Raw genomic sequence first — 23,870 nt, 5'->3', positions numbered from 1 at the left:
AAAAAATATACAAACAAAACCTAGAATGTTATTTTCATAATCACAAAAACGGCAACAAATTGCGGATGTGATCCCCAAACGCGCTAATCGCCGGGCTGCGCGCGGTGCTTGATGTCACGACCTGCAAACCCAGTTGCGGCAAGGCAGGCATCGGGGATTTGAGGATGTAAAGGTCCGCCGGGACGGCCTTTTGCATCATGACACTGATCGCAAGGCCGGACCGTGCCACCGCGATCAGGCCGGTCAGGCTATTGCTGGCATAGGATATTTTATAGCGCATCCCCGCCTCATCCATCGCATCACAGGCCGCCTTGTGATCCATGGCGTTTGAGGCCGGCATCGCAAGCGGAATGGCGCCATCGGGGAAATCATGGAGTTCCAGCGCCGGTTTGCTTCCGACCCAGGCGAGCTGTTCGGTGCGCACGATCTTTTGCCGGTCATGGATTTCCGGGGTCGAGGTGATGGCCATATCGATCTGGCTGGCATGCAGCAGGCGGTTCAATTCCGGGCTTGGTGCCGACACCACCTTGATCTCGACATCCGGGTGGATGGTGCCAAAGCTTTTAAGCAGGGCCGGGAAAAACGTGATCAGGTAATCCTCGGGACAGCCAAACACCATCGAGCCATGCAATCCCTTGTCGGAAAAGGCCGAAACGGCCTCGTCATGCAGGCGCAAAATCCGTTCGGCATAGCCCAGAAACCGTTCCCCCGCCCCGGTCAGGCTGACGCCGCTACCACTTCGGTGAAACAGGCTTTGGCCCAGCGTTTCCTCAAGCCGCTGGATCTGCATGGTCACGGTTGACTGGGTGCGGCCCACCTGAATGGCGGTGGCGCTGAGCGTGCCGGAATGCGCGGCCCGCACGAATGTCGCAAGCAGTTTGAGATCAAGCAAAGTCTGCATCGCCGCACCAGCATTATATCAATTTTTCCAATACCAGAATGCCATAACTATCAATTTTACGGGTGGCGTGCCAGCAGATACGATGAGGATCAGCCACAAGACACACGTTTTCAGGGAGCCCATCATGTCGCACAACGCCGATCCGAAATTCTGGGACACCGCCCAAAAACACCTGATCCGCTACGGCGGCACGTTCGAACCGGCCATCATCGAACGCGCCAAGGGATCCTTCGTTTATGATGCCGATGATCGCCCCATTCTGGATTTCACATCGGGTCAAATGAGTGCGCTTTTGGGTCACGGACACCCGAAAATCGTCGAAACCGTGCAAAGCCAGGTCGAAAAGGTCGCCCATCTGTTTAGCGGCATGCTGTCCCGCCCGGTGGTGACATTGGCCGAACGTCTGGCGGAACTGGCACCGGGGCTGGATCGGGTTTTGCTGGTTTCCACCGGGGCCGAGTCCAACGAGGCCGCGATCCGCATGGCAAAGCTTGTCACCGGCAAGCATGAAATCGTCGCCTTTTCCAAAAGCTGGCACGGAATGACCGGCGTTGCCGCATCGGCAACCTATAGCGCCGGGCGCAAGGGATATGGCCCGGCCGCGGTCGGATCATTCGCCATTCCCGCCCCGAATGCGTTTCGCCCGCGGTTCAAACATGCTGATGGGTCGCTTGATTGGCAGACGGAGCTTGATGACGCGTTTAATCTGGTCGATAGCCAGTCGACCGGCAATCTTGCCGCCTTTATTGCCGAGCCGATCCTGTCATCGGGCGGCATGTTGCCCCTGCCCAAGGGATACTTGGCCGCCCTTAAACAGAAATGCGTTGAACGCGGCATGTTGCTTATTCTGGACGAGGCCCAGACGGGCGTGGGCCGCACCGGCGATATGTTCGCCTTTGAACGCGATGGCGTGACACCCGATATCATGACCCTGTCCAAAACCATCGGTGCCGGCCTGCCGCTTGCCGCCGTCATGACCACGGCTGAAATCGAGGATGCCGCCCATGAAAAGGGCTTCCTGTTCTATACCACCCATGTGTCCGATCCCCTGCCCGCAGCTGTCGGTGTGACGGTGCTTGACGTGGTGCGCGACGAGAAACTGGTCGACCGCGCCCGGACATCGGGTCAGAAGCTGTTTGATGGATTATCAAGGCTCAAAGACCGCTTTGACTGTATCGGCGATGTGCGCGGGCGTGGGCTTATGCTCGGTGTGGAGATCGTCAAACGTGGCGCGGATGGACAGTTCCGGGAACCCGATCATGAACTGGGGGCGGCGATTGCGACCGAGGCATTCAGAAACGGGCTTAGCATGAATATCGTCAAGCTGCCCGGCATGGGCGGTGTGTTCCGCATTGCCCCGCCGCTGACGATTAGCGACGCGGAGCTCGACCTTGGCCTGTCGATCATAGCCAAATCGATTGAAGGCGCATTGTCGGGCCGCTAATCGCCCCCTACTCACCCCGCCAAAAAAGACAAAAACCCGGCTGATCTCTTACCAACCGGGCTTTTATCGTATCGGATATCGTCGGACCTAGCGCGTCAAAACCTCGGCAGCTTCGCGGGTACGTTTGACCGATCCGCCAACCCCGCTTGAAATCGTGCGGATTTCGTCAAGCCGCCGGACAAGCTCATCGACCGATACGGCCATTGTCTGCATGTTTTGCGACACGCTTTCGGTCACCGCACTCTGTTCTTCGACCGAGGACGAAATATTGGTCACGCTATCGCGCGCCGTTTCGATGGAACCACGAATGGTTTCAAGCGAATTGACAACCTCGTTTGAAATTTCCTGAACACCACTGATTTCGGCCGAAATCTGATCAGTGGCCTTGGCCGCCTGATTGGCTAGGTTTTTGACCTCGTTGGCGACCACGGCAAAGCCTTTGCCAGCCTCGCCCGCGCGAGCGGACTCAATGGTTGCGTTAAGCGCCAGCAGGTTGATCTGCCCGGCGATGCCCTGAATGACTTCGACAATGCCGGTCATTGCGGCAACCACATCGGCCATTTTCTGGGTCGACTGGTTGGCGTTGACGGTTTGCGAGAACGCACGTTCGGTTTCATCGCGGCTTTGCGCCATGCTGCGCGAGATTTCGGCAATTGATGCCGATAATTCCTCGGCACTGGCGGCAACGGTCTGGACCGAGTTGGAGCTTTGCGCCGCGGCGGATGTGCCGCTCAGGGCGGCCTTGTCGAGGCTTGCGATATTGCTGTCAATTTCGGTGAAATTGTTGTCAATCATCGCTTTCAGGTCGATCAGAAGCTGCACCTGCTCGGTAATATCGGTAGCGAGCTTGATCACCCGTTCAGGTTTGCCATTCTGATCAAAAATCGGGTTATAGGTCGCCTCAAGCCAGACTTCCCTGCCGCCTTTTGCAAGTCGCTTGAACTGTGCGGCCTGCACATCACCCCGACGCAGGCTGGCCCAGAAATCCTTATACTCGGTTGATTGGGCATAGCCCGGGGCGACAAACATGCTGTGATGCTTGCCGACAACCTCCCCTTCGGAATAGCCCATGGTTTTCAGGAAGTTCGCATTGGCCTTAAGGATTTTGCCCGTCAGATCAAATTCGATCATCGCCTGGGATCGGTCAATCGCGGTCAGAACGCCGTCGTTAAGCGCCCGTTCCTTGCGACGTGCGGTGATATCGGTCGCAAATTTGATGACCTTTACCGGCTTTCCTGCCGCATTCAGGATCGGGTTATAGGTCGCTTCAAGCCAGACTGTATCCCCGTCCTTGCGCACACGTTGAAATGCATCGGCGACGAATTTTCCATCCGAAAGGGTTTTCCAGAACTGCTTGTATTCCGGGCTTTTTGCGTAATCGGCAGTGACGAAAATGGCATGCTGCTTGCCGACGATATCGCCAAGCTCATAGCCCATCGTCGAAAGGAAATTGGCATTGGCCGTCAGGATTTTGCCATCCAGCGAAAATTCGATCACCGCCATCGATCTGCCAAGGGCTTCATAGATCTGCTGTCCTTGTGAAGATCCATTGTTCCCGAAAATATTGAAAGCCATTGCACCTATCCCCTTTTCACCCGATTACGACTGCGCAAGGGAAAAACACCTATACCGCGCAACCAAACCTATCCTAAAGTATGTATTTGATACTATATTTCAAGAGGAAAAATTCACAGAAGTGCGGTATGGCACATTTTTTCAACCACAACTTTTGGATAAACCATTATGCCATTACGCATAATAGCCTGATCCCCTCTATTGACACCCAACGCGATATACCGGTTCAATCAAGCGTTTCCGTCGCCAAATGAAAGGCCCCGCCATGATCCGTCATATCGTCCTGATCAAATTCAAACCCGGTATTGAGGAGGCCGTGATTGACAGCCTGTTTGATGCACTGGCAGAACTTGGCAACCAGATCGCAGGCATGCGCGGATTTGATGGCGGCGTATCGGTCAGCCCGGAAAAACTCGAACAGGGTTTCACGCATGGTTTCTGCATCGATTTTGACGATGCCAGGGCGCGCGATGCCTATCTCGTGCATCCGGCACATCAGGCGCTGGGTGCCGAACTGGTCAAAGCCGCCGATGGCGAGATTTCCGGGCTGATCGTGTTTGATCTGGAGATGTAAGAATCAGCTTTAGCCGTTCAAAGGTAAAACAGCTTTCAGCAAAGGGCAAAAGCACCGGTCGGTATTTTATCAAGCGCTGCCGGCCTTGCGAAAAAGAAACCCTGCATTTCTTCAACACCAAGCGCCTGCATCCTTTGCGCGACATTGGCGTCTTCGACACCTTCGGCAACAACGCGCAGGCCCAGATCATGCGAAGCTTTCACAACCCACGCGGCAAATGATGATTTGAGACAATCCCCGTTTGCTGTTGCGATGAATTCGCGATCAATCTTGACCCCGGCGAAAACACCGGTTTCCAGAAGCTCCACCGAATTGCTGCCCGAACCGAAGTCATCAATGTAAATCGCAACACCCCGGTTTTTAAGCATTTTGGCATTGGCAAGAAATGCCGGATCTTTGACGATGTCGCTATGTTCGGTGATTTCGACTTCGATCTTGATATCGCGAAGCAGCATATCGCTTCGGAAATGAAGGATTTCTTCGAGAAAGCAATTATTGCGAATGGAATAGGGCGAACAGTTGATCGAGACGGTCGGCGAAAAATCGAACCGGGACCGGATATCCTTGGCCTGCCTGCGCACTTCATTCATCACCGCTGTGGTCAGCAGGTTGATGGCCGGATGCCCTTCGCAGGCCAGAATGATTTCCTCAAGAAGGAAACGTTTCTGAAGGTTCGGAAAACGGATCAGGACTTCAAGCCCGCAGGCCAAGCCGGTCTTTGTCTCGATGCGCGGCTGAAAGACAATCGAATAACCGTTATTTTTGATCGCCCGCATGACCAGCCCCGGTGTAATCAGGGTCCCGGCCAGATCAATCGCCCGCGAACTCAGCGCCTGTTCGATGGATTTGCGGATCAGTTCAATCGATGCGGGCTTGGATAATATGCACGATACAAAAGCCGTGTTGATGGCCTTGTTCATTGCAGAATTATCAAGATGCCCCGATAGCAGGACACGCGGGATATTCGGCGCAATACTGACCATTTCGCGTAACAACCGCATGCCGGAAAAGCCCGGCATGGCCAGATCCGAAACAATCACGTCAACTTTTCGATGATTATCGCGCAGCCATGAAAGAGCCTCGACCGGATCGGAGAAGGAAACCACGTTGTAACGCAGCCCCAGGGCCCGTACAACGCCACGCAGCAGATTTTCGTCATCATCGACAAAAACGACGGTCGGTTTGAAGGGGTTAACGTTGTTCATATTTGCAAAGCCTTCCCGATGAAGCAGAACGCGATCCCGCAGTGCTTCACACAACCGATCGCCCGTTACATGCCGGACCCTATGGCGGGTCGGGATTTCAAAACATCCCCATATGGGGACTAAATCGCCCGTCCTTCCCGATATCGTCACAAACATGACACTTCATATTTGACGCCACGCCCGCATAATACCTGTGGTAGAATTTCATCCTTCACCACGCCACGGCGACATGAGCATCGGGGCACGTCATGCGGATTGCTGCGTTTAACGTCGAAAACCTGTTTGACCGGGCAAAAGTCTTTAACGATGAAAACCCCGAAGCCCATCGCGATGTGCTGGATGCCCATGCAGAACTAAACAAGCTGTTTGAAAAGCCGGTTTACAGCGATGCCGACAAGGCACAGATGTTAACGCTGATAACAAAACTGGGCATGTTGCGCGGCGACGAAGGCCCCTTTACCCGCATTCGCAAAATCCGTGGCCAGCTGATTTCACGCCCGCGCCCGCCAAAACAACCCTATATCAAGGCCGATGGCCGTGATGACTGGGTCGGCTGGTGCGAGCTTCGCATGGGGTCGGTGGACGAGGCCGCGATGCTTAACACCGGGCGCATGATCGGTGATATCGGGGCAGATGTTCTGGCACTGGTCGAGATCGAAAGCCGCCCGGTATTGTTGGCGTTTCAGGATTTCATGCGCGAAAAGGGCGTTTTGCCGGTGCCCTATCGCCATATGATGATCATTGATGGCAATGACGGGCGCGGCATTGATGTCGGCCTTGCTACCCACGAAGGTTACCCGATTGGCGAAATGCGCAGCCACGTCGATGACCTGAAACCCGACGGTGCCCCGATTTTCAGCCGCGATTGCCCGGAATATGAAATCATCACACCATCGGGCGCGCAGATCATGGTTCTGCCCAACCATTTCAAAAGCAAATATGGCGGCAATGACCCGGCAAGCCGCGCCAAGCGACTGGCGCAATCATTGGCGGTTGCCGCCTATTACAATCGTCTGATCGCCGAGGGGTTCGAAAATATAGTGGTTCTGGGCGATCTTAACGATACCCCCGACAGTCCCGAACTTGATCCGTTGCTGCATGGTACGGCCCTTCGGGATGTTTCGGCCCACCCGAGCTTTACCGAGTTTGAATTCAATGCCGGTAATGGCGACCGTGGGACCGGCACGCATGGCCTTGGCAATGATGATGATAAAATCGATTATCTTTTGTTATCGCCTGCCCTGTTTGACCGCGTCACCAAGGGTGGCATTTACCGCAAGGGCATCTGGCCAGGATCACGCCCGCCGCGTTGGGAAACCTATCCCGACCTGATCAGGAAACATCAGGCAGCATCGGATCATCACCTGATCTGGGCTGATATCGATATCTAAGCGCGTTGGATCACAATACCTTTCGCGACCTTCCTGATACTTTTCTAAATTGCGTAAGATCAAAGATTTACCTTGCTGTTCAGGTCAGGATCATTCCAGACTTTATCGCGTTAAAGCTATAACCTGCTTGCGATAACCCCTATATGCCGATGGCACATCCGTGGCCACAAACCCGGCAATCCTGTCTTGGAGGGCGGAATGAGCAAACTGCGCGTGCCTTTGGCGATCCTTGTCGTGATCATCGCGATTGCCGGGGGCGGTTACTATTACTGGCAGCAAAATCAGGAAACCCTTCCCGAATTCATCGCCAGCGGCAATGGCCGGATCGAGGCCGAAGAAGTCCGGGTGGCAACCAAATATGCCGGCCGGGTCGACGAGGTTCTGGTCGATGAGGGCGATGTGGTCCAAGCCGGTCAGGTTCTGGCGCGGATGGATACGGCCGAACTTCAGGCCAGCCTTGCCAAGGCCCGCGCCGAAGTTGCGAGTGCGCAACAAGGCATTTTCGAAGCCAGGGCCGATATCGCTCAGAAAGAAAGCCAGCTTTCGCTCGCGCAGCGACAGCTTGAACGCGCCAACGAGCTTGTCAAAAACAACAATATCGCGCGTGAACAGGTCGATCAGCGCAAATCGGAACGCGACGTGGCCGAGGCCGCCCTTGCGGCGGCAAAATCGCGCCTGACAAGCAGCGAACGTAATGTCGAAGCCGCCCAGGCCGAACTTGACCGCATTCAGGTGCAGATCAATGATTCCGTGCTTAAGGCACCGCGCGGCGGGCGGGTGCAATATCGCCTTGCCGAACCCGGCGAAGTTCTTGCGGGTGGCGACCCGGTGGTAACGGTTCTGGACCTCACCGATGTTTACATGACGATCTTCCTGCCGACCCGGCAGGCCGGTTTGGCCTTTGTCGGCAACGAGGCGCGCATTGTTCTGGATGCCGCACCGAATTTTGTGATCCCGGCCTATGTATCATTCGTTGCTGATGATGCACAATTCACCCCGCGCGAGGTCGAAACCAGAAGTGAACGCGACAAGCTGATGTTCCGGGTTAAAATCCGCATCGCGCGCGAATTGCTTGAAGAGCATAGCAAACGGGTCAAAACCGGCCTGCCCGGCGAGGCCTATGTCATGCTGGCCGATCATAAAAACTGGCCGGAACGCTTTACCCCCAATGTTCCCGATGACGCGACACTGAACCAGAGCCTTCAGGAATGAGTAATGCTCCTGCAAATGGCGCAAATCTTGCCGCGCGGCTGGACCATGTCCGCCACCGATACGGCCATGTTCATGCGCTTGACGATATCAGCCTCGATATCCCCACAGGTCGGACCATCGGCTTTATCGGGCCCGATGGTGTGGGTAAATCCACCGCCCTTGCCCTGATATCGGGTGCGCGCAAATTGCAGGATGGCGTGGTCGAGACGCTGGGCGGGCCGATGGACGACACGCGCCACCGAAACAGCGTTCTGCCCAAAATCGCCTATATGCCCCAGGGACTGGGCAAGAACCTTTATATGGACCTGACGATCCGCGAGAACCTTGAATTCTTTGGCCGTTTGTTTGGCCAGTCGGCGCGCGAACGCAATGACCGGATTGAAAAGCTGGTAAAGGCGACCGGCCTTGAACCCTTTACCGAGCGCGCAGCCGGCAAGCTTTCCGGCGGGATGAAGCAGAAGCTTGGCCTGTGTTGTGCCCTGATCCATGATCCGGAAATATTGATACTGGACGAACCGACAACCGGCGTCGATCCCCTGTCACGTCGACAGTTCTGGGAACTGATCGACCAGATCCGCAAAACCCAAAGCGGCATGACCGTGCTGGTCGCAACCGCCTATATGGATGAAGCCGCCCGTTTCGACCAACTGATTGCGATGAATGACGGCAAGGTGCTGGCAAGCGGCACAGCGGACGAGATTTTGGAGCGCACCGGGGCCGATAACCTTGAGACCGCGTTTGTAAGGCTGCTGCCCGAAGAAGAACGCAAGGGCCATAAGGACCTTGTCATTCCGCCGCGCACCACACATGGCGATGTTCCGGCCATCGTCGCGGACGGCCTGACCATGCGGTTTGGCGATTTTACAGCCGTCGATAATGTCAGTTTCCGCATCGAAAAAGGCGAGATTTTCGGGTTTCTCGGCTCGAACGGGTGCGGCAAGACGACAACCATGAAGATGCTGACCGGGCTTTTGCCCGCGACCGAAGGCACGGCAGAGCTTTTCGGCAAACCGGTCGATGGGCAGGATACCGAACTTCGCAAACGGGTCGGCTATATGAGCCAGGCCTTTTCGCTTTATGCCGAGCTGAGCGTCTATCAGAACCTGGAGCTTCACGCGCGGCTGTTTCATCTGCCGTCAGATCGGATTAAGCCGCGGATTGACGAGCTTTCGGAGCGGTTCGGCCTGACCGAATATCACGATGACATGGCTGAAAGCCTGCCGCTTGGTGTGCGGCAACGTTTATCGCTGGCGGTTGCCATCATTCACAGCCCGGAAATCCTGATACTGGACGAACCGACATCGGGCGTCGATCCGGTGGCACGTGACGCGTTCTGGCAATTGCTGGTCGAGCTTTCGCGCGATCAGGGGGTGACGATTTTTATCTCTACCCATTTCATGAACGAGGCGGAACGCTGTGATCGCATATCGCTGATGCATGCGGGCAAGGTATTGATTAGCGACACCCCGCATGAAATCACGCAGAAACGCGGTTGCGAAACGCTTGAAGAAGCCTTCATCAGCCATCTGGAAGAAGCCAGCGGCATTGATGACAACGCCCCTGCCCCGGATGCATCGGCCATTGGCGGGGACGATGAAACCGCGCCTGCGAAATGGAAACCGGCCAAGGCATCGATTTTCAGTTTGCGCCGTTTGTGGGCCTATTCACTGCGCGAAACCATGGAACTGATCCGCGATCCGATCCGGTTGATGTTTGCCTTGCTGGGTACGGCGATTCTGATGCCGGTTTTCGGGCTTGGCATTACCTTTGACGTTGAAAATCTGACATATGCTGCACTCGACCGCGACAGGACGGAAACCAGTCGCACCTATCTTGAAAACCTTGCAGGGTCGCGATATTTCAGCGAACAGCCGCCGTTAAACAGCAATGACGAACTCGAACAGCGGTTGCTGTCGGGCGATATCACGCTGGCGATTGAAATTCCGCCGGGATTTGGCCGCGACCTTGAAGCCGGACGCAGCCCCGAAGTCGCCGCAACCATCGATGGCACCATGCCGTTTCGCGCCGAAACCATCCATGGCTATGTCGAAGGCATTCACAGCAAATATCTGAACGAACGCAGCATGCGCAACACAGGTTTGCCCGCGCAAACTCTGCCGGTAAGCATTGAGACACGCTATCGCTATAATCAGGATTTCAAAAGCATCTATGCCATGGTGCCATCGGTGATTGCGCTGCTGCTGATGTTTATCCCCGCCGTTCTGATGGCGGTCGGCGTGGTGCGTGAAAAGGAACTGGGATCGATCACCAACCTTTATGTCACGCCGGTCACGCGGATCGAATTCCTGATTGGCAAACAATTGCCCTATGTCGGGTTGGGGCTGATCAATTTCGTTCTGATGGTGGCGATGGCGCTGTTCTGGTTCGAAGTCCCGATGCGGGGCAATCCGCTTACCCTTATTGTCGGGGCCTTCCTGTTTGTTTTTGCCACAACCGGTTTGGGGCTTTTGATTTCGTCCTTCACCAAGACCCAGATCGCCGCACTGTTCGGAACCGCGATTGCGACGATGGTGCCATCAGTGATGTTTTCCGGAATGATGCAGCCGATATCCTCGCTTGAAGGGGCGCCCGCCGTGCTTTCGACCATCATGCCGACATCGCATTTCATGTCGATCAGTGTCGGGGTCTTTACCAAGGCGCTTGGCTTTGCCGAACTTTATCCGGAAATCATAACGCTTGTGATTTTCTTCCCGGTATTAACCACCCTTTCGATGCTGCTGCTTAAAAAGCAGGAGGCGTAAATTTGATGTTTGGCAAACGGATTGAAAATATCTATCGCCTCGGCATCAAGGAGCTTTTCAGCCTCCGTCGCGATGTCGTGTTGCTGATCCTGATCTGCTGGGCGTTTTCATTTGCGATTTACAATGCCGCCACCGGTTTTTCCCATGACCTTAAAAACGCATCGATCGCGATTGCCGATCTGGACAAATCCAAATTGTCGCGCCAGATCGGCGATGCGTTTCTGCAACCATTTTTCAAGATACCCGGGGAAATCAGCGAAGGTGACATTGACGCGGCCATGGATGGCGGCGAATACACCTTTGTTCTGGTGATCCCGCCCGATTTTGAAAAGAATCTGATTGCCGGTCATCAACCGGAAATTCAGCTTAACATCGATGCCACCGCCATGATGCAGGCCGGGATCGGCCAAGGCTATGTCAGCAATATCATCGCCCAGGAAGTCCGGACCTTCATGGGCGGGGTTTCAGCCTATGTCGCGGCAAATCACGAACCACCGGCGACACTTGTGACACGTTATGCCTATAACGAAAACGCCACCAGTTCATGGTTCACCAGCACGATGGAGATCATCAACAACATCACAATGCTGTCGATCATCCTCTCGGGAGCAGCACTTATTCGTGAACGCGAACATGGCACGATTGAACATCTGCTGGTGATGCCGCTTGATCCGTTTGAAATCATGCTGGCAAAGGTCTGGGCCAACGGTCTTGTGATCCTGATCGCCAGTGCGGTATCGCTGTTCTTTGTCGTCGAACTGATGCTGGGCGTGCCGATTATCGGCTCCAAGCTGCTGTTCTTTACCGGAACCATGCTGTATCTGTTTTTTGCCACCGCCCTTGGCATTTTCCTTGCGACCATGACGAAATCAATGCCGCAATTCGGGCTTCTCTTCATCCTTGTCGTATTGCCGATGCGGATGTTGTCAGGCGGGAATACGCCGCTTGAAAGCATGCCTGAAACGCTTCAGAACATCATGCAATTCGTCCCGTCCAGCCACTTTGTCAGCTTCGCACAGGCGATCCTGTATCGCGATGCCGGGATAGATGTCGTCTGGCAGGAATTTCTGATCGTCTTCGTGATCGCCGCCCTGTTCTTCGCCTTCAGCGCAATCAGGTTCCGCAAAAGCATCGCGGCAATGCGATAGGACGCATTGCCGCCATTCATTGAAATCTTTGATGCCGAACCTAGCCAACCGTTTTTTGCGACGCGGTCAGGGATGACCGTTCACGCGCGACATAGGCCCCATATCCCTTTTCCCCGATCAGCCTGCCGTCTTTGACAACAGTTTTGCCGCGCACCATCGTGTGTATCGGCCAGCCGGAAATTTCCAGCCCTTCGAACGGGGTATAATCCGCCCCCTGGGCGAGCAGATCATTGGTAATGGTGACCTTCTTTTCCGGGTCCCAAAGGACGATATCCGCATCCGAACCAATCGCAATCGTGCCCTTTTGCGGATACATGCCGTAAAGCTTGGCGTGATTGGTCGCGGTGATCGCGACAAAGCGGCACAGATCAATCCGCCCCTTTTGAACACCTTCGGAAAACAGGATCGGCAGACGGGTGGCAACACCGGGGATGCCGTTGGGGATCCAACGGAAGCTTTTCCTGCCCTTTTCATTAAGCTTGCCCGCCGGATCGTCAAACCGGAATGGGCAATGATCGGATGAAAACAGATCAAAGACGCCGCGTTCGATCCCATCCCAGCAGGCATCCTGACTGGCCTTGTCACGCGGCGGTGGGGAACAGACAAACTTTGCCCCCTCCATTTCCGACTGATCAAGATCATCGGCCGTCAGCATCAGATATTGCGGGCAGGTTTCCCCGACAACCTTGCTGCCGCGCATCCGGGCCCGTTCGATTTCTTCCATGGCTTCGCGGTTCGAAACATGAACGATGACAATCGGCGTATCGACAATTTCGGCCAGCGATAAAGCGCGATGGGTTGCTTCGCGTTCAGCCGCAATCGGACGGGTCGTGGCATGGAATTTCGCCGCCAGATCACCATTGGCTTCGTGCCGCCCGATCAGGAAACGAATGGCATCCTCGTTTTCACAATGCACCATCACCAATGCACCCGACCGCCGCGCACTTTCAAGCGTATCAAGGATTTCATCATCTCGCAGACGCAACCCGTCATAGGTCATGAAAACCTTGATCGACGTATAGCCATCCTCCACCAGCGCCGGAAGCTCCTGCCCCAGAACCGCCGGGGTCGGATCGGTGACGATCAGGTGAAAGGCGACATCGATATGGCATTCGCCGTCTGCCTTGGCATGATAGACCTTTAATGATTCCCGAAGGCTGTCACCCTTTTCCTGCATGCAGAAACTCAGGATAGAGGTATTGCCCCCCATCGCCGCCGACCGCGTCCCGGTTTCGAAATCGTCGGCCATGACGATCCCGTCGCCCGATGGTTGGGAAATGTGGACGTGGCTGTCGATCCCGCCGGGCATCACATAAAGCCCGGTGGCATCGACAATATCGTCACTGCCATCAAGATTTGCGGCAATCGCGGCAATGCGCCCGTCGACAATCCCGATATCGCCGCGGTAAATGTCGCTGGCGGTAACGATTGTGCCGTTTTTGATGATGCGGTCAAACTGCATGTGATCGGCTCCCCTATCGTGCGGCAGCGGCGGATTTACCGGCATTGAGCATCCGGTCGAAGGCCGCAGTCAGACGATCAACTTCTTCAACCGTATTGTAATGAACCATCGAAACCCGGACCATGCCGCCATGGTCGGTGACATCAAGATATTCCGCCAGACGACGGGAATGGAAATCACCAAACCGGATGGCGATTTTTTCGTCATCAATGATTTTGCAGACCTCGCTGGCATCCATGCCATCAAAGCGGAAGCTGATGGTTGGAATTCGAATGCCATCGCGGTTGTCCGAACGGCCAATGATCGTGCAATCATTACGGCTGCGAAGGTATCCCAGCAACCGTTCGACAAGGGCGTTTTCCTGCAAGGTGATGGCGTCATAGGCAGCAACGATTTTTTGCCGCACCGAACCGGTTTCGGCAGTCATTTCACCAAGTTTCACAAGATAATCGACAATGCCGCAGGTGGCATAGGCAAGCTCGTAATTCGGATTACCGGGTTCAAGTTTGCCCGGCACCTTATCCTTGCCATAGAAGTAATGATAAAGCGTATCGAGTTCGAGCAGATGGTCGTATTTGCCATACATCAGCGCATAATGCGGCCCATAGGTCTTATAGAGGCTGAAGACATAGTAATCGGCGTCAAATGCCTGCACATCAACCGCACGATGCGGGGCATAGGCCACCGCATCAACGCAAATACGCGCCCCGCGCGCATGGACGAAATCAGCAATCTGGCGGATCGGATTGATTTCACCAAGAATGTTGGACACATGGGTCACGCATACAAGTCTGGTGCGGTCGGTCATAAGCGGCTCAAGGTCTTTCAGATCAAGCCTTAACTGTTCGCGATCCAGTGGCCAGAACTTCACCTTGATCCCGGCACTTTGCAGTCTGTCCCACGGACCGATATTGGATTCATGATCGGCAACCGTAACGATGATTTCATCACCCTTCGACAGCTGGCTTTGCATGGCCCGGGCAAGGTTTTGCAATAGTGCTGTGGTCGAGCTTCCGAACACGATTTCTTCGGGGCGGCTGGCATTGACCAGATGCATCGCACTGGTGCGCGCTTCAAGCAGCGCCTCGGCCGCCTTTTGCGACACCTCGTAAGAACCGCCGATCTGAACGTTTTTATCAAACAGGAATGTATTGATCCGTTCCACCGCCGATTTCAGGATTTGCGAGCCCCCTGCATTGTCAAAAAGCACCCAGCCCTTTGACAGACCGGGAAACTGGCTGCGCACAAAATCCATATCGAGCTGTTTGTTGGTTGTCATAAACTATCCTCCGGAATGTCCGTGTTTTTTATTTGTTTTTCAGTGATCAAGAACGGCGTGCAGGAAGCTTTTCGTGCGCGTTTCGACCGGTTGATCAAAAATCTGTGTCGGGGGACCGGCTTCGATGATGTTGCCACCATCCATGAAAATGACGCGATCCGCGACCTGGCGGGCAAAGCCCATTTCATGGGTCACAATCACCATCGTCACCCCTGTCCCGGCCAGCTTTTTCATGACATCAAGAACCTCGCCAACCATTTCCGGATCAAGGGCCGATGTCGGTTCATCAAACAAAAGAACCTTTGGCTCCATCGCCAGCGCACGGGCAATCGCGACACGCTGCTGCTGGCCCCCTGAAAGCTGCCCGGGATATTTATCGGCCTGTTCGGAAATGCCGACCCGCTGCAACAGGTTGCGTGCATGTTTTTCGGCATCAGCCGTTTTGGCATGGCGCACCCGCATCGGTGCCAGCATGACATTGCGCAGCACCGTCATATGCGGGAACAGGTTGAAGGACTGAAACACCATGCCGACTTCAGCGCGGACCTTGGCCAATGCACGGCCCGGCTTGACCGGGATGCCATCCACCGTGATCTCGCTTTCGGCGTCGAATGCCTCAAGATGATTGATGCACCGGATCAGGGTCGATTTCCCTGACCCGGACGGACCGATGACACAGACGACTTCGCCCTGTGCGATATCAAGGTCAATCCCGTGCAGAACCTTGAACGAACCATATGCTTTTTTAAGATTACTGATCGTGATCAGGGCCGCCATTATCGTTTCCCCTTGCTGTAACGTTTTTCAAGTCGGGCAACGACACACACCATCGGCCAAAGCAAGATCAGATAAATCAGTGCCGCCCCGATCAGGGGGGTCGGGTTTGCCGACAATGCCTGCGCCTGGGTCGCCTGTTTCAAAAGGTCGGGCATGGCAACGACCGACGCCAGTGCCGTGTCTTTCATCACATTGATGCAATTGTTGGTCAGTGGCGGGATCACGATGCGGATGGCCTGGGGCAGAATCACGTCAATCATCGTGTGACGATTGGAAAGACCAAGCGCGGCCGATGCTTCGAATTGGCCATGTGGAATGGCCTCGATCCCCGCGCGGAAAATTTCGGCGGTGTAGGCCGATGACACCAAAGTCAGCGCCGTAACCGCAGACAGAAAAGGCGACAGACGAATGCCGACAAACGGCAGCGCGTAATAAACAACAATCAGCAGAACAAGCAGCGGGATCGATCGGAAAATATCGATGTAAAGCCTGACAATTACACACACAAACCCCGGTGCATAAAGCCGCGTCACTGCAAGAAAAAGACCGCCAACAAGGCCGCAAACAATACTGGTGACGCCGATTTGCAATGTCACCAGCAACCCAGACATCAGTTGCGGCAAGCTTGCAAGCAACACCGGGACATTAAAGAATGTCGATAGAAGGTCCATAATACTACCACTTCGATAAGGAGTGTCGGCGGCAGGCCGAAACCCACCGCCGGACGGGACGGAACGCCCTGTTACTTCAGGGTCGGCATATCCATGACCGCGACGGTCGAAGTGGTTTCTTCGGGTTTTGCACCGAACCAGGTTTCATGCAGCTGTGCGATGAAGCCTTCTTTTTTCAGTTCGGTCAGGATGTCGTTTACCTCGGTCGCAAGCGGTGCGTCCTTGTTAAACATGATCGAATATTTTTCACCGGTGGTGATACGCTCAACGACTTTAAGGTTCGGCTTGTCCTTGACGTAATACAGTAGTGCCGGAATGTCGCTGATATAGCCGTCGATACGACCCGCTACCAGATCAAGCATCGCCGGTGAAAGGCCTTCGTAGCGACGGGTTTCAGCCAGTTTATAGTCCGCGCCATGTTTGCCGACCCACATGTCTCCGGTCGATCCGGTATCGACACCGACAATCTTGCCAGCCATGCCGTCCATACCTTCGATGCCGCTTGCCGCAGCAACGGTCAGTGACTGGTCACTATCGTAATATGGCTGAGCAAAAGTCACCGACTCCAGACGTTTGTCGGTAATGGTGATCGACGATACCGCCATATCGATACGGCCCGACTGTACCGCCGGGAACAGGCCGTTGAACGGGATGTTGACGAATTCAACAGATTTGCCAAGACGCTTGGCGACCTCGGCTACCAGATCGACTTCAAAACCGACGGTCTTGGCATCGGCATCCTGAAATTCCCACGGAACGTTGCCGATATTGGCCCCAACAGTCAGATCAGCCGCATTTGCCGACGCGATTGCCGAAACCGCCAGAACGCCGCCAACGAGCGATGATTTGAGGTACGAGAGGAGTTGCATGATGTTTCCCTTGTTTTTTAAACCGTCCCTGAATAGTCTGGTCTAACTGGTCAGACCAGTTAGACCAGACAAACATGTTTCAATGGCATTTGCAAGTTGGATCATGCAAAAATCAAAAAAGCCGCCTTCAACGAAAGGCGGCACGTCCAAGGATAATAAGCAATAAAGGTCTAGGGCATGCTTACAAAAACGTTCTTGCCGCAATCCGTTGCGCGAGAAATTCAGGAAATGATCCAAAGCGGCGCACTGAAGCCGGGGGAAAAGATTCCGTCCCAGCGCGAATTTTCGCAAAAGTTCGGCGTCAGCCGCGCTTCCCTGCGCGAGGCCCTGCTGACACTTGAAACACTTGGACTGATCAAGACAGAGGCTGGTCGCGGCACCTTTGTCACAGATCCATCTAATGTGACCAAACCGGGCATGGCGCCGTGGCGCTATTCCGACAGCTATTCCGTGTTTGATGTATTTCAGACCCGCATCATGCTGGAAGGCCAGATTACCGAACTGGCAAGCGGCAGGCTAACCGCCAACCAGCTTGACCATATGGAACAGGCCACCAAGCAGATGGAAGATTGCTGGGCCAATCAGGACCTGATCGCCAATGTCGAGGCCGATCTATCATTCCACGACACGATTGTCGCAGCATGCAGCAATGCGATGTTGCGCGCACTTTATCAGAATGTTCGCGACCAGTTGACCGAAACACAGCGCCAGCCGATCCCGATTACCGATCCGGAACGCATGAAGGCATCCATCGCTGAACATCGACGGATCATTGCCGCTCTTCGCGACAATGACGGCCCCCTCGCCCGCCGCGAAATGGAAACCCATATCCGCAACACTGCCAGATGCGCGGGCCTGCAACCCTGAATTTGGCAGTCGGGAAAAACGCCCTATCCGTGACGCAGCTTGAAGAACAGGATGGTCGAGGCCAGGACAAGGGTAAAGCCGTTGGCAATGATCACGGGCCAGTCGCCACGGACCAGGCCATAAACCAGCCAAAGCGCGATCCCGGTGCACAGGATTAGAAACATCACAAGTGAGATATCAGCCGTCGAGCGGGTGCGCCAGGTGCGGATGACCTGCGGCAGGAAGGCAATCGTGGTCAGTGATCCGGCAAGAAGGCCAAGGGCGGTTTCGAAAGACATGATCATGGCAGGCCTCCGTCAGATCATCGGGCCGAATGACAAGGCATCAGGCCGAAACAGAACGCTCGTTTGAATGCATTCAACACATATTACACACGACTTCAAGCGGGAAATATCCGGGCCGATCATGATGCGCCGGAAGCCTTGATAACCTTGGGAAATGAACGGTTTCTGGGGCCAGAAACACAAAACCCCGCTCGGAAACCGGCGGGGAGGAAATGGTGGGCCTAACAAGACTCGAACTTGTGACCTCTCGCATGTCAAGCGAACGCTCTAACCAACTGAGCTATAGGCCCCTGTATTTGGGGAAAGATGGTGGGCCTAACAAGACTCGAACTTGTGACCTCTCGCATGTCAAGCGAACGCTCTAACCAACTGAGCTATAGGCCCTCTTACCCATCTTTCATCTGACCGGCCTTCAAGGCAGAAGGCTTGGCCAGCACCGTTTGTGACGGCGAGGCGGTATTTAGCCCAAGGCCGTGAAAGGTGCAACCCCTCAATTGGATTTTTGACAAAAAATCTTCATCTATGGGGGACGGGATGGATCGCTGTTGCTATGATCATCATCCAGTTTAGGGAAGACATAACAAACGACAATGAACCAGTTGCCATCGGATCTTACCGGCAATGGACCGGCAACCGTCATCCTGCCATCCCGGCAAACCCTGCCGGTGGTGTTTGCATCGCCCCATTCCGGGCGCCATTATCCGCAGGAATTGATCGAGATTGCGCGCATTGATTCGTTTGCGCTGCGCGCGTCTGAGGATGCCTTTGTCGATCAATTGTTTGCCAGTGCGCCCAAACTGGGCGCCCCCCTGCTGTGCGCGACATTTCCGCGTGCCTTTGTCGATGTCAATCGCGGGGCGCTGGAACTTGACCCGCGCATGTTTGACGGCCCCCTGCCCTCGGACGCCGACATTCATTCGATGCGCGCCCTCTCGGGACTGGGATCCATCCCGCGCGTCGTCAGCGGCGGGATCGAAATTTACAAAACCCGCCTGCCGGTCGCCGAGGCAATGCACCGGATCGATACCTTTTATCACCCCTATCACAGTGCGCTTCGCAAGCTGATCGATGCAACGCGTGATCAGTTTGGCTATTGCATCCTGATTGATTGCCATTCCATGCCCGGCGATTCTGTCGACAGCAGCAAAAACCGCGTTGATCTGGTTCTGGGCGATTGCTATGGAAGTTCCTGCCATCCGTCTTTGACGCGCTTTGTCGAAGATCGTGTCCGCGATCTGGGCTTTACCCCGTCGCACAATGATCCATATGCAGGCGGTTTTTGCACGCGCCATTACGGGCAACCGGAAAACAACGTGCACAGCCTGCAGATCGAGCTTTCACGCTCGCTTTACATGGACGAAGACACGATCACGCCCCATCGCGGATTTGACACCCTGCGCGAACAGATGACGCATCTGATATCGTGCTTCCACGATCTTGACGGGAATCCCTTCTGATGACATCCAGCCCCGTTTCTTCCACACCATCAGGAAAACCGATGCCAAATGGCGCCGCGCCCTTGGAGGATCTTGTGATCCGCGATGCCGAGCCAGAGGATTTTGGCCGCATTACCGAAATTTACGGCCACCATGTCCTGCATGGCCTGGCCTCGTTCGAGGAACGTGCGCCTGAAATCGCCGAACTAACAACCCGCTGGCAGCATGTCCGCGAACGCGGCCTGCCCTATCTGGTGGCGGAAATTGATGGCCGCGTCGAAGGCTTTGCCTATGCCGGGGCCTATCGCCCGCGCCCGGCGTACCGCTTTACGGTCGAGGACACGATCTATATCGCGCCCGATGTGGTCGGCAAGGGGGCCGGTCGCGCGCTTCTGTCCGAACTGATCAAACGCTGTACGGCCCTTGGCTATCGCCAGATGGTTGCCGTGATCGGCGATAGCGCCAATGTCGCCTCTATCGGGTTGCACGCGCGCCTGGGCTTCCGGGTGGCGGGCACATTGCAGTCGGCAGGATTCAAACTTGGCCGCTGGGTCGATAGCGTGATCATGCAGCGCGGCCTTGGTGACGGGGATGGCAACTTCCCGGAACGCGATCCAGGGCGGGAGAAATAACCCCTATCGCCATAACCTTGCGACACGCGAACAAAGGCACCAGTCAGACAGACGGTGCCTTTCCTTTTTGATGTCGATGGGGAATGGCATTCACCCTTAACCATGGCGCGAGTTGCACCGCACAATCCCGCGCAGGCGACATAATGGTACTTGCGGCGCGAATTCCCGTACCCCGGAAAAACCTGTAAAACCCTGGAATTCAGGCAAAAAAGAAGGCCGCCTGTGACAGCGGCCCAAGTCTAGGGAGGAAACGTCCAAGAAACGAGCGACAAGTCGCTCGCCGGAATGCACTGCGTCCTACCGCAGCGCACAAATAGACATTACCCATTAGATCGGGCGAACGCAACACGTTTTTGACTATTTTTTTATCAAAAAAATTAATGCACTTTTTTTGGTCAAAATTTCACCAAATTGACACTTTTTCGAACTGAGTCCCGACCAGATGCGATCATTTTTTCAGCATCCTCATTTTTCCGCGCCACGGTTCATTTCCGAAAAATCGGCAAATCTGATCAAAAGTTGTAATCAGGAACGGCGGAAACACTGCGATTCCATCAGCAGAGTCGAAAATTCGGCTTTCGTTTCCCATCATGAGAATCTGCTCCAAACCCGCAGAAACTCTCATTTACGCGGTCTCGCACCCATCAGCATCGCGGGATCCCGAAAAATACAATCGGATAAAATTGCCCCGCAACATGACCAATTAGGGCAGATTCGCAAAAAAGACGCCCCAAAAAGCGGCGCCTGTCAAAATCCAGGAATAAGCAGAACAAGAAAAAGAACCTTATGCCGGACCTTCGAAAAGGCCGCAAAGGTCGCGGGGTTAATTCACGGTCTGATTGACGACCTTGCTGGCATCGGCCGCACGCGCCGATGACGTGGTGGCAGCAGCCCCGGAAATCTTGCGACCCGACAGGCCATCAGCAACGATCTGTTCGCGGTCATGGCGTTTTTTGGCGTCATACATGCGCTGATCGGCAAGGTCGATCAGGTTATGCGGCTGGGAAATGACATCTTCGATCCGCTCGGCCAGTCCGTAACTTGCCTGCTGGGTCAAACCATTGGCAAGATCGGCAAGACCCGGCGCCATGACGCGATGCATGACTTCATTGGCACGTGCCAATGTCAGGTCAGGCAGAATAACAAGGAATTCCTCCCCGCCCCAGCGGATCACCAGATCCGTGCTCCGGAACCGATGCGCCAGATTGCGCCCGGCTTCTTCAAGAATGCGGTCACCGTAATCATGGCCGAACTGATCATTGATTTTCTTGAAGTCATCAAGATCGACAAAGGCCACGGTAAGCGGGCTTCGCTTACGATAGGCGGCTTCAAAATTCAGACGCAGCATTTCCATGCCAAAGGCACGGGTATAGACTCCCGTCAGCGGATCAATCGCAATTTCCTGCGCGGCAACAATCGTTCGATAAAGCTGAACCATGGCCGCCATCACCGCAAGCGGCAGCAAGACGGGCAAAATCATTTCAACCGGCACATAACCGCCTGCAACGGGCCCCTGAGCACCAAAGAACAGCAACACAACGATCGGAGAAACCATTATTCCCGCCTCGGCCAGTGTCAGCGGCATGATGGCAATCAGGACAACAATGCCAAGAAGCAGGAAACTGTGCGAGGTCAGCATCTTTGGCGACGCCGCAAGATCAAGCCCCGAAAAACCGCACAGCAGGGCGGCGGCAATCACAAGAAACAGCATCGGCAGATAAGGCGCACGGCGACGCCATTTCGAACTGACCGCCCGATTAAGCAGCACCGCAACCGCAATCCCCATGACAAGGAGGCGCATGATCACGGCTTGCGATTGCCAGAAGCCATTGCCATAGGCCCCGTCCCAGATCGGGACAAGCGCCAGAAGAACGAGGGTGAAAAAGGCCGCGAAGCGCGCGGTTAGCTGTACCGATTCCTTACGCCGCAGATGCAGAAGTTCTGCATGCCGGGGCGTATAAAGAAAATCACGATATCGACATCGCAAGGGCCCTGCGAAGCGTCGACTATCTCTTCGGGGACCGGATAGCACGCGGGTCAGCTCCAACTCATCTATGCGAAGGAGCCACAGCAGCCCCGAATAACTGCATGATCGTTCCCTGATTTAACCGGCAATTCAACTATCCAGAAGAGGTGGCACGCTGTTTTTGAATTAATTTTTAGCTAATTAAGAAAGAAAAAATAAAAACAACCACCTGTTTCAACACAATAATTAACGTATTTTCGCGCCCCTAAGTTGTTTTTCACAACAACAGCACCCTTAAAACCGTAACGCGAATTGCAAAATGGTCGCGACTCGCATCATCCCGAAATCATAAGCCGCACCAAAAAGAAACCGCCACACCGAAAAACCGGTATGGCGGCAAAAATCAACAGAATTTCAGGCTTAGCCCCGGGGAATCAGCCCCAAAGGGCGCGATCAGGAAGCCCCATGACGCCCTTGTCAAACGCCAGACCGTTTTCACGGTCTTTTGCCATCCATAGCGGACCGTCAAGATCAACAATGCGGGCATCGGCGGCAACGATCATCGCCGGCGCCATAGCAAGCGAGGTCCCGACCATGCAGCCAACCATGATCTGCATGCCAACCTTAGCGGCAGCATCGGCAAGCTCAAGCGCGCCGGTCAGACCACCGGTTTTATCAAGCTTGATATTGATCATGTCGTAAAGCTGCGACAAACGCGGGATGTCGGCAACGGTATGGATCGATTCATCGGCACAAAGCAGCACCGGACAATCAAGATCAATCAGACCGTCATCCTGCCCGGCGGGCAGCGGTTGCTCGATCATTTCCACACCAAGCGCGTCAAGCTCCGCACCGATATCCTCAAGCAGCGCAATCGACCATGCCTCGTTGGCATCAACAATCAAACGCGATGTCGGCGCACCTTCACGAACCGCACGAACGGATTCGAGAACGTTTTCGCCGTTAAGCTTAAGCTTAAGCAACGGTGCAGACGCCGCCTTGCGCGCGGCTTCACGCATCGCATCAGGCGTATCAAGGCTAAGCGTTTCAGCCGTAATCAGGCCTTCGGGTGCCTTGCGTTCGGCAAGTTCCCAGGCACGACGCCCAAATCGCTTTGCCTCAAGGTCCCAATAGGCACAGTCAACCGCGTTGCGCGCCGCACCGGCCTTCATCGCGTCCTGCAATTCCTTTCGCGTCATCCCACGCGAAAGGGCATCAGCCTGGGCCTCGATATCGGTTATGACGCCTTCGACGGTTTCGTTATAACGTGCATAGGGAACGCATTCCCCATATCCGGTATATTCACCGTCGGTCAGGGCGACCTTGACGACATGGGCCTCGGTCTTGGCCCCGCGCGAGATTTTGAACGCCCCGCGCAGCGGCCAGACTTCAGATGTGACACTTATGCGCGGCAC

The 23,870-nt window shown here is 54.9% G+C and carries 20 protein-coding genes and 2 tRNA genes; 9 read left to right on the top strand and 13 right to left on the bottom strand.

Annotated features, from left to right (window positions below; translation table 11 throughout):
- Positions 1-40 precede the first annotated feature (40 nt).
- On the bottom strand, positions 41-901 hold the full coding sequence (locus IT971_RS07175) for a LysR family transcriptional regulator (RefSeq protein WP_063093336.1): 861 nt from the start codon (positions 899-901) through the stop codon (positions 41-43).
- 124 nt (positions 902-1,025) lie between these two features.
- On the opposite strand from IT971_RS07175, the gene IT971_RS07170 reads away from it, so the two are divergent.
- A complete protein-coding gene (locus IT971_RS07170; protein WP_063093335.1) occupies positions 1,026-2,345 on the top strand; it encodes an aspartate aminotransferase family protein in 1,320 nt (439 codons plus the stop codon).
- Between the two features lie 87 nt (positions 2,346-2,432).
- Here IT971_RS07170 and IT971_RS07165 read toward each other — a convergent pair whose 3' ends face one another.
- Positions 2,433-3,920, bottom strand: coding sequence for a PAS domain-containing methyl-accepting chemotaxis protein (locus IT971_RS07165; RefSeq protein WP_063093334.1), 1,488 nt, complete (start codon positions 3,918-3,920; stop codon positions 2,433-2,435).
- Between the two features lie 265 nt (positions 3,921-4,185).
- Here IT971_RS07165 and IT971_RS07160 point away from each other — a divergent pair, with 265 nt between their 5' ends.
- Positions 4,186-4,494: a Dabb family protein gene (locus IT971_RS07160; RefSeq protein WP_065702192.1), complete on the top strand. Its 309-nt coding sequence runs from the start codon at positions 4,186-4,188 to the stop codon at positions 4,492-4,494.
- 35 nt (positions 4,495-4,529) lie between these two features.
- Here the strand turns inward: IT971_RS07160 and IT971_RS07155 are convergent, their stop codons facing one another.
- Positions 4,530-5,699, bottom strand: a complete 1,170-nt coding sequence (locus tag IT971_RS07155; protein WP_158526645.1) for an EAL domain-containing protein — start codon at positions 5,697-5,699, stop codon at positions 4,530-4,532.
- Between the two features lie 248 nt (positions 5,700-5,947).
- Here IT971_RS07155 and IT971_RS07150 point away from each other — a divergent pair, with 248 nt between their 5' ends.
- The 4 genes from IT971_RS07150 (at position 5,948) to IT971_RS07135 (ending at position 12,212) form a co-directional block, all read left to right on the top strand.
- Entirely contained in the window at positions 5,948-7,090 is a 1,143-nt protein-coding gene (locus IT971_RS07150) for an endonuclease/exonuclease/phosphatase family protein (RefSeq protein WP_063093332.1), read from the top strand.
- A 198-nt stretch (positions 7,091-7,288) separates the two neighbouring features.
- Positions 7,289-8,302, top strand: coding sequence for an HlyD family secretion protein (locus IT971_RS07145; RefSeq protein ID WP_037987877.1), 1,014 nt, complete (start codon positions 7,289-7,291; stop codon positions 8,300-8,302).
- A complete protein-coding gene (gene rbbA / locus IT971_RS07140) occupies positions 8,299-11,064 on the top strand; it encodes a ribosome-associated ATPase/putative transporter RbbA (protein WP_063093331.1) in 2,766 nt (921 codons plus the stop codon). The genes IT971_RS07145 and rbbA overlap by 4 nt, the downstream gene beginning before the upstream one ends.
- 5 nt (positions 11,065-11,069) lie before the next feature.
- Positions 11,070-12,212: an ABC transporter permease gene (locus tag IT971_RS07135; RefSeq protein WP_063093433.1), complete on the top strand. Its 1,143-nt coding sequence runs from the start codon at positions 11,070-11,072 to the stop codon at positions 12,210-12,212.
- 40 nt (positions 12,213-12,252) lie between these two features.
- Here the strand turns inward: IT971_RS07135 and hydA are convergent, their stop codons facing one another.
- From hydA to IT971_RS07110, 5 genes are all read right to left on the bottom strand, one after another.
- Positions 12,253-13,674, bottom strand: coding sequence for a dihydropyrimidinase (gene hydA, locus IT971_RS07130; protein WP_063093432.1), 1,422 nt, complete (start codon positions 13,672-13,674; stop codon positions 12,253-12,255).
- Between the two features lie 13 nt (positions 13,675-13,687).
- A complete protein-coding gene (locus IT971_RS07125) occupies positions 13,688-14,953 on the bottom strand; it encodes a cysteine desulfurase-like protein (protein WP_063093330.1) in 1,266 nt (421 codons plus the stop codon).
- 39 nt (positions 14,954-14,992) lie between these two features.
- Positions 14,993-15,730: an amino acid ABC transporter ATP-binding protein gene (locus IT971_RS07120; protein WP_063093329.1), complete on the bottom strand. Its 738-nt coding sequence runs from the start codon at positions 15,728-15,730 to the stop codon at positions 14,993-14,995.
- Positions 15,730-16,401 (bottom strand): amino acid ABC transporter permease, encoded by a 672-nt coding sequence (locus IT971_RS07115; protein ID WP_063093328.1) that lies wholly within the window; start codon positions 16,399-16,401, stop codon positions 15,730-15,732. Before IT971_RS07115 ends, IT971_RS07120 begins: the two co-directional genes overlap by 1 nt.
- A gap of 71 nt (positions 16,402-16,472) precedes the next feature.
- Positions 16,473-17,270: an ABC transporter substrate-binding protein gene (locus IT971_RS07110; RefSeq protein WP_063093327.1), complete on the bottom strand. Its 798-nt coding sequence runs from the start codon at positions 17,268-17,270 to the stop codon at positions 16,473-16,475.
- Positions 17,271-17,447: 177 nt separating this feature from the next.
- Here IT971_RS07110 and IT971_RS07105 point away from each other — a divergent pair, with 177 nt between their 5' ends.
- Positions 17,448-18,137, top strand: coding sequence for a FadR/GntR family transcriptional regulator (locus IT971_RS07105; protein ID WP_063093326.1), 690 nt, complete (start codon positions 17,448-17,450; stop codon positions 18,135-18,137).
- Positions 18,138-18,160: 23 nt separating this feature from the next.
- Here IT971_RS07105 and IT971_RS07100 read toward each other — a convergent pair whose 3' ends face one another.
- The 3 genes from IT971_RS07100 to IT971_RS07090 form a co-directional block, all read right to left on the bottom strand.
- Entirely contained in the window at positions 18,161-18,421 is a 261-nt protein-coding gene (locus tag IT971_RS07100) for a SemiSWEET transporter (RefSeq protein ID WP_007091776.1), read from the bottom strand.
- 213 nt (positions 18,422-18,634) lie between these two features.
- Positions 18,635-18,711 (bottom strand) — tRNA-Val (locus tag IT971_RS07095).
- Between the two features lie 17 nt (positions 18,712-18,728).
- Positions 18,729-18,805 (bottom strand) — tRNA-Val (locus IT971_RS07090).
- Positions 18,806-19,011: 206 nt separating this feature from the next.
- Here IT971_RS07090 and IT971_RS07085 point away from each other — a divergent pair.
- Together IT971_RS07085 and IT971_RS07080 are read left to right on the top strand one after the other, a co-directional pair.
- On the top strand, positions 19,012-19,878 hold the full coding sequence (locus IT971_RS07085) for an N-formylglutamate amidohydrolase (protein ID WP_037987882.1): 867 nt from the start codon (positions 19,012-19,014) through the stop codon (positions 19,876-19,878).
- A gap of 41 nt (positions 19,879-19,919) precedes the next feature.
- Positions 19,920-20,489 carry a GNAT family N-acetyltransferase gene (locus IT971_RS07080; protein ID WP_007091774.1) on the top strand — a complete coding sequence of 190 codons (570 nt, stop codon included), beginning with the start codon at positions 19,920-19,922 and terminating at the stop codon, positions 20,487-20,489.
- Positions 20,490-21,312: 823 nt separating this feature from the next.
- On the opposite strand, the gene IT971_RS07075 is transcribed toward IT971_RS07080, so the two are convergent.
- Together IT971_RS07075 and dgcA are read right to left on the bottom strand one after the other, a co-directional pair.
- The gene (locus IT971_RS07075; RefSeq protein WP_063093325.1) at positions 21,313-22,476 is read right to left on the bottom strand and encodes a diguanylate cyclase; all 1,164 of its coding nucleotides are present in this window, start codon (positions 22,474-22,476) and stop codon (positions 21,313-21,315) included.
- A gap of 413 nt (positions 22,477-22,889) precedes the next feature.
- Positions 22,890-23,870 carry an N-acetyl-D-Glu racemase DgcA gene (gene dgcA / locus IT971_RS07070; protein WP_063093324.1) on the bottom strand — a complete coding sequence of 327 codons (981 nt, stop codon included), beginning with the start codon at positions 23,868-23,870 and terminating at the stop codon, positions 22,890-22,892.

This window comes from Thalassospira sp. B30-1 (assembly GCF_015767575.1).
Lineage (GTDB): Bacteria > Pseudomonadota > Alphaproteobacteria > Rhodospirillales > Thalassospiraceae > Thalassospira > Thalassospira xiamenensis.
Note: the sequence above shows the minus strand (reverse complement) of the source record. Positions and strands in the feature narration are given on the sequence as shown.

Coding starts and splice junctions, on each gene's coding strand:
- IT971_RS07175 (WP_063093336.1), bottom strand. CDS start 901: ATGCAGACTTTGCTTGATCTCAAACTGCTTGCGACATTCGTGCGGGCC.
- IT971_RS07170 (WP_063093335.1), top strand. CDS start 1,026: ATGTCGCACAACGCCGATCCGAAATTCTGGGACACCGCCCAAAAACAC.
- IT971_RS07165 (WP_063093334.1), bottom strand. CDS start 3,920: ATGGCTTTCAATATTTTCGGGAACAATGGATCTTCACAAGGACAGCAG.
- IT971_RS07160 (WP_065702192.1), top strand. CDS start 4,186: ATGATCCGTCATATCGTCCTGATCAAATTCAAACCCGGTATTGAGGAG.
- IT971_RS07155 (WP_158526645.1), bottom strand. CDS start 5,699: ATGAACAACGTTAACCCCTTCAAACCGACCGTCGTTTTTGTCGATGAT.
- IT971_RS07150 (WP_063093332.1), top strand. CDS start 5,948: ATGCGGATTGCTGCGTTTAACGTCGAAAACCTGTTTGACCGGGCAAAA.
- IT971_RS07145 (WP_037987877.1), top strand. CDS start 7,289: ATGAGCAAACTGCGCGTGCCTTTGGCGATCCTTGTCGTGATCATCGCG.
- rbbA (WP_063093331.1), top strand. CDS start 8,299: ATGAGTAATGCTCCTGCAAATGGCGCAAATCTTGCCGCGCGGCTGGAC.
- IT971_RS07135 (WP_063093433.1), top strand. CDS start 11,070: ATGTTTGGCAAACGGATTGAAAATATCTATCGCCTCGGCATCAAGGAG.
- hydA (WP_063093432.1), bottom strand. CDS start 13,674: ATGCAGTTTGACCGCATCATCAAAAACGGCACAATCGTTACCGCCAGC.
- IT971_RS07125 (WP_063093330.1), bottom strand. CDS start 14,953: ATGACAACCAACAAACAGCTCGATATGGATTTTGTGCGCAGCCAGTTT.
- IT971_RS07120 (WP_063093329.1), bottom strand. CDS start 15,730: ATGGCGGCCCTGATCACGATCAGTAATCTTAAAAAAGCATATGGTTCG.
- IT971_RS07115 (WP_063093328.1), bottom strand. CDS start 16,401: ATGGACCTTCTATCGACATTCTTTAATGTCCCGGTGTTGCTTGCAAGC.
- IT971_RS07110 (WP_063093327.1), bottom strand. CDS start 17,270: ATGCAACTCCTCTCGTACCTCAAATCATCGCTCGTTGGCGGCGTTCTG.
- IT971_RS07105 (WP_063093326.1), top strand. CDS start 17,448: ATGCTTACAAAAACGTTCTTGCCGCAATCCGTTGCGCGAGAAATTCAG.
- IT971_RS07100 (WP_007091776.1), bottom strand. CDS start 18,421: ATGATCATGTCTTTCGAAACCGCCCTTGGCCTTCTTGCCGGATCACTG.
- IT971_RS07085 (WP_037987882.1), top strand. CDS start 19,012: ATGAACCAGTTGCCATCGGATCTTACCGGCAATGGACCGGCAACCGTC.
- IT971_RS07080 (WP_007091774.1), top strand. CDS start 19,920: ATGCCAAATGGCGCCGCGCCCTTGGAGGATCTTGTGATCCGCGATGCC.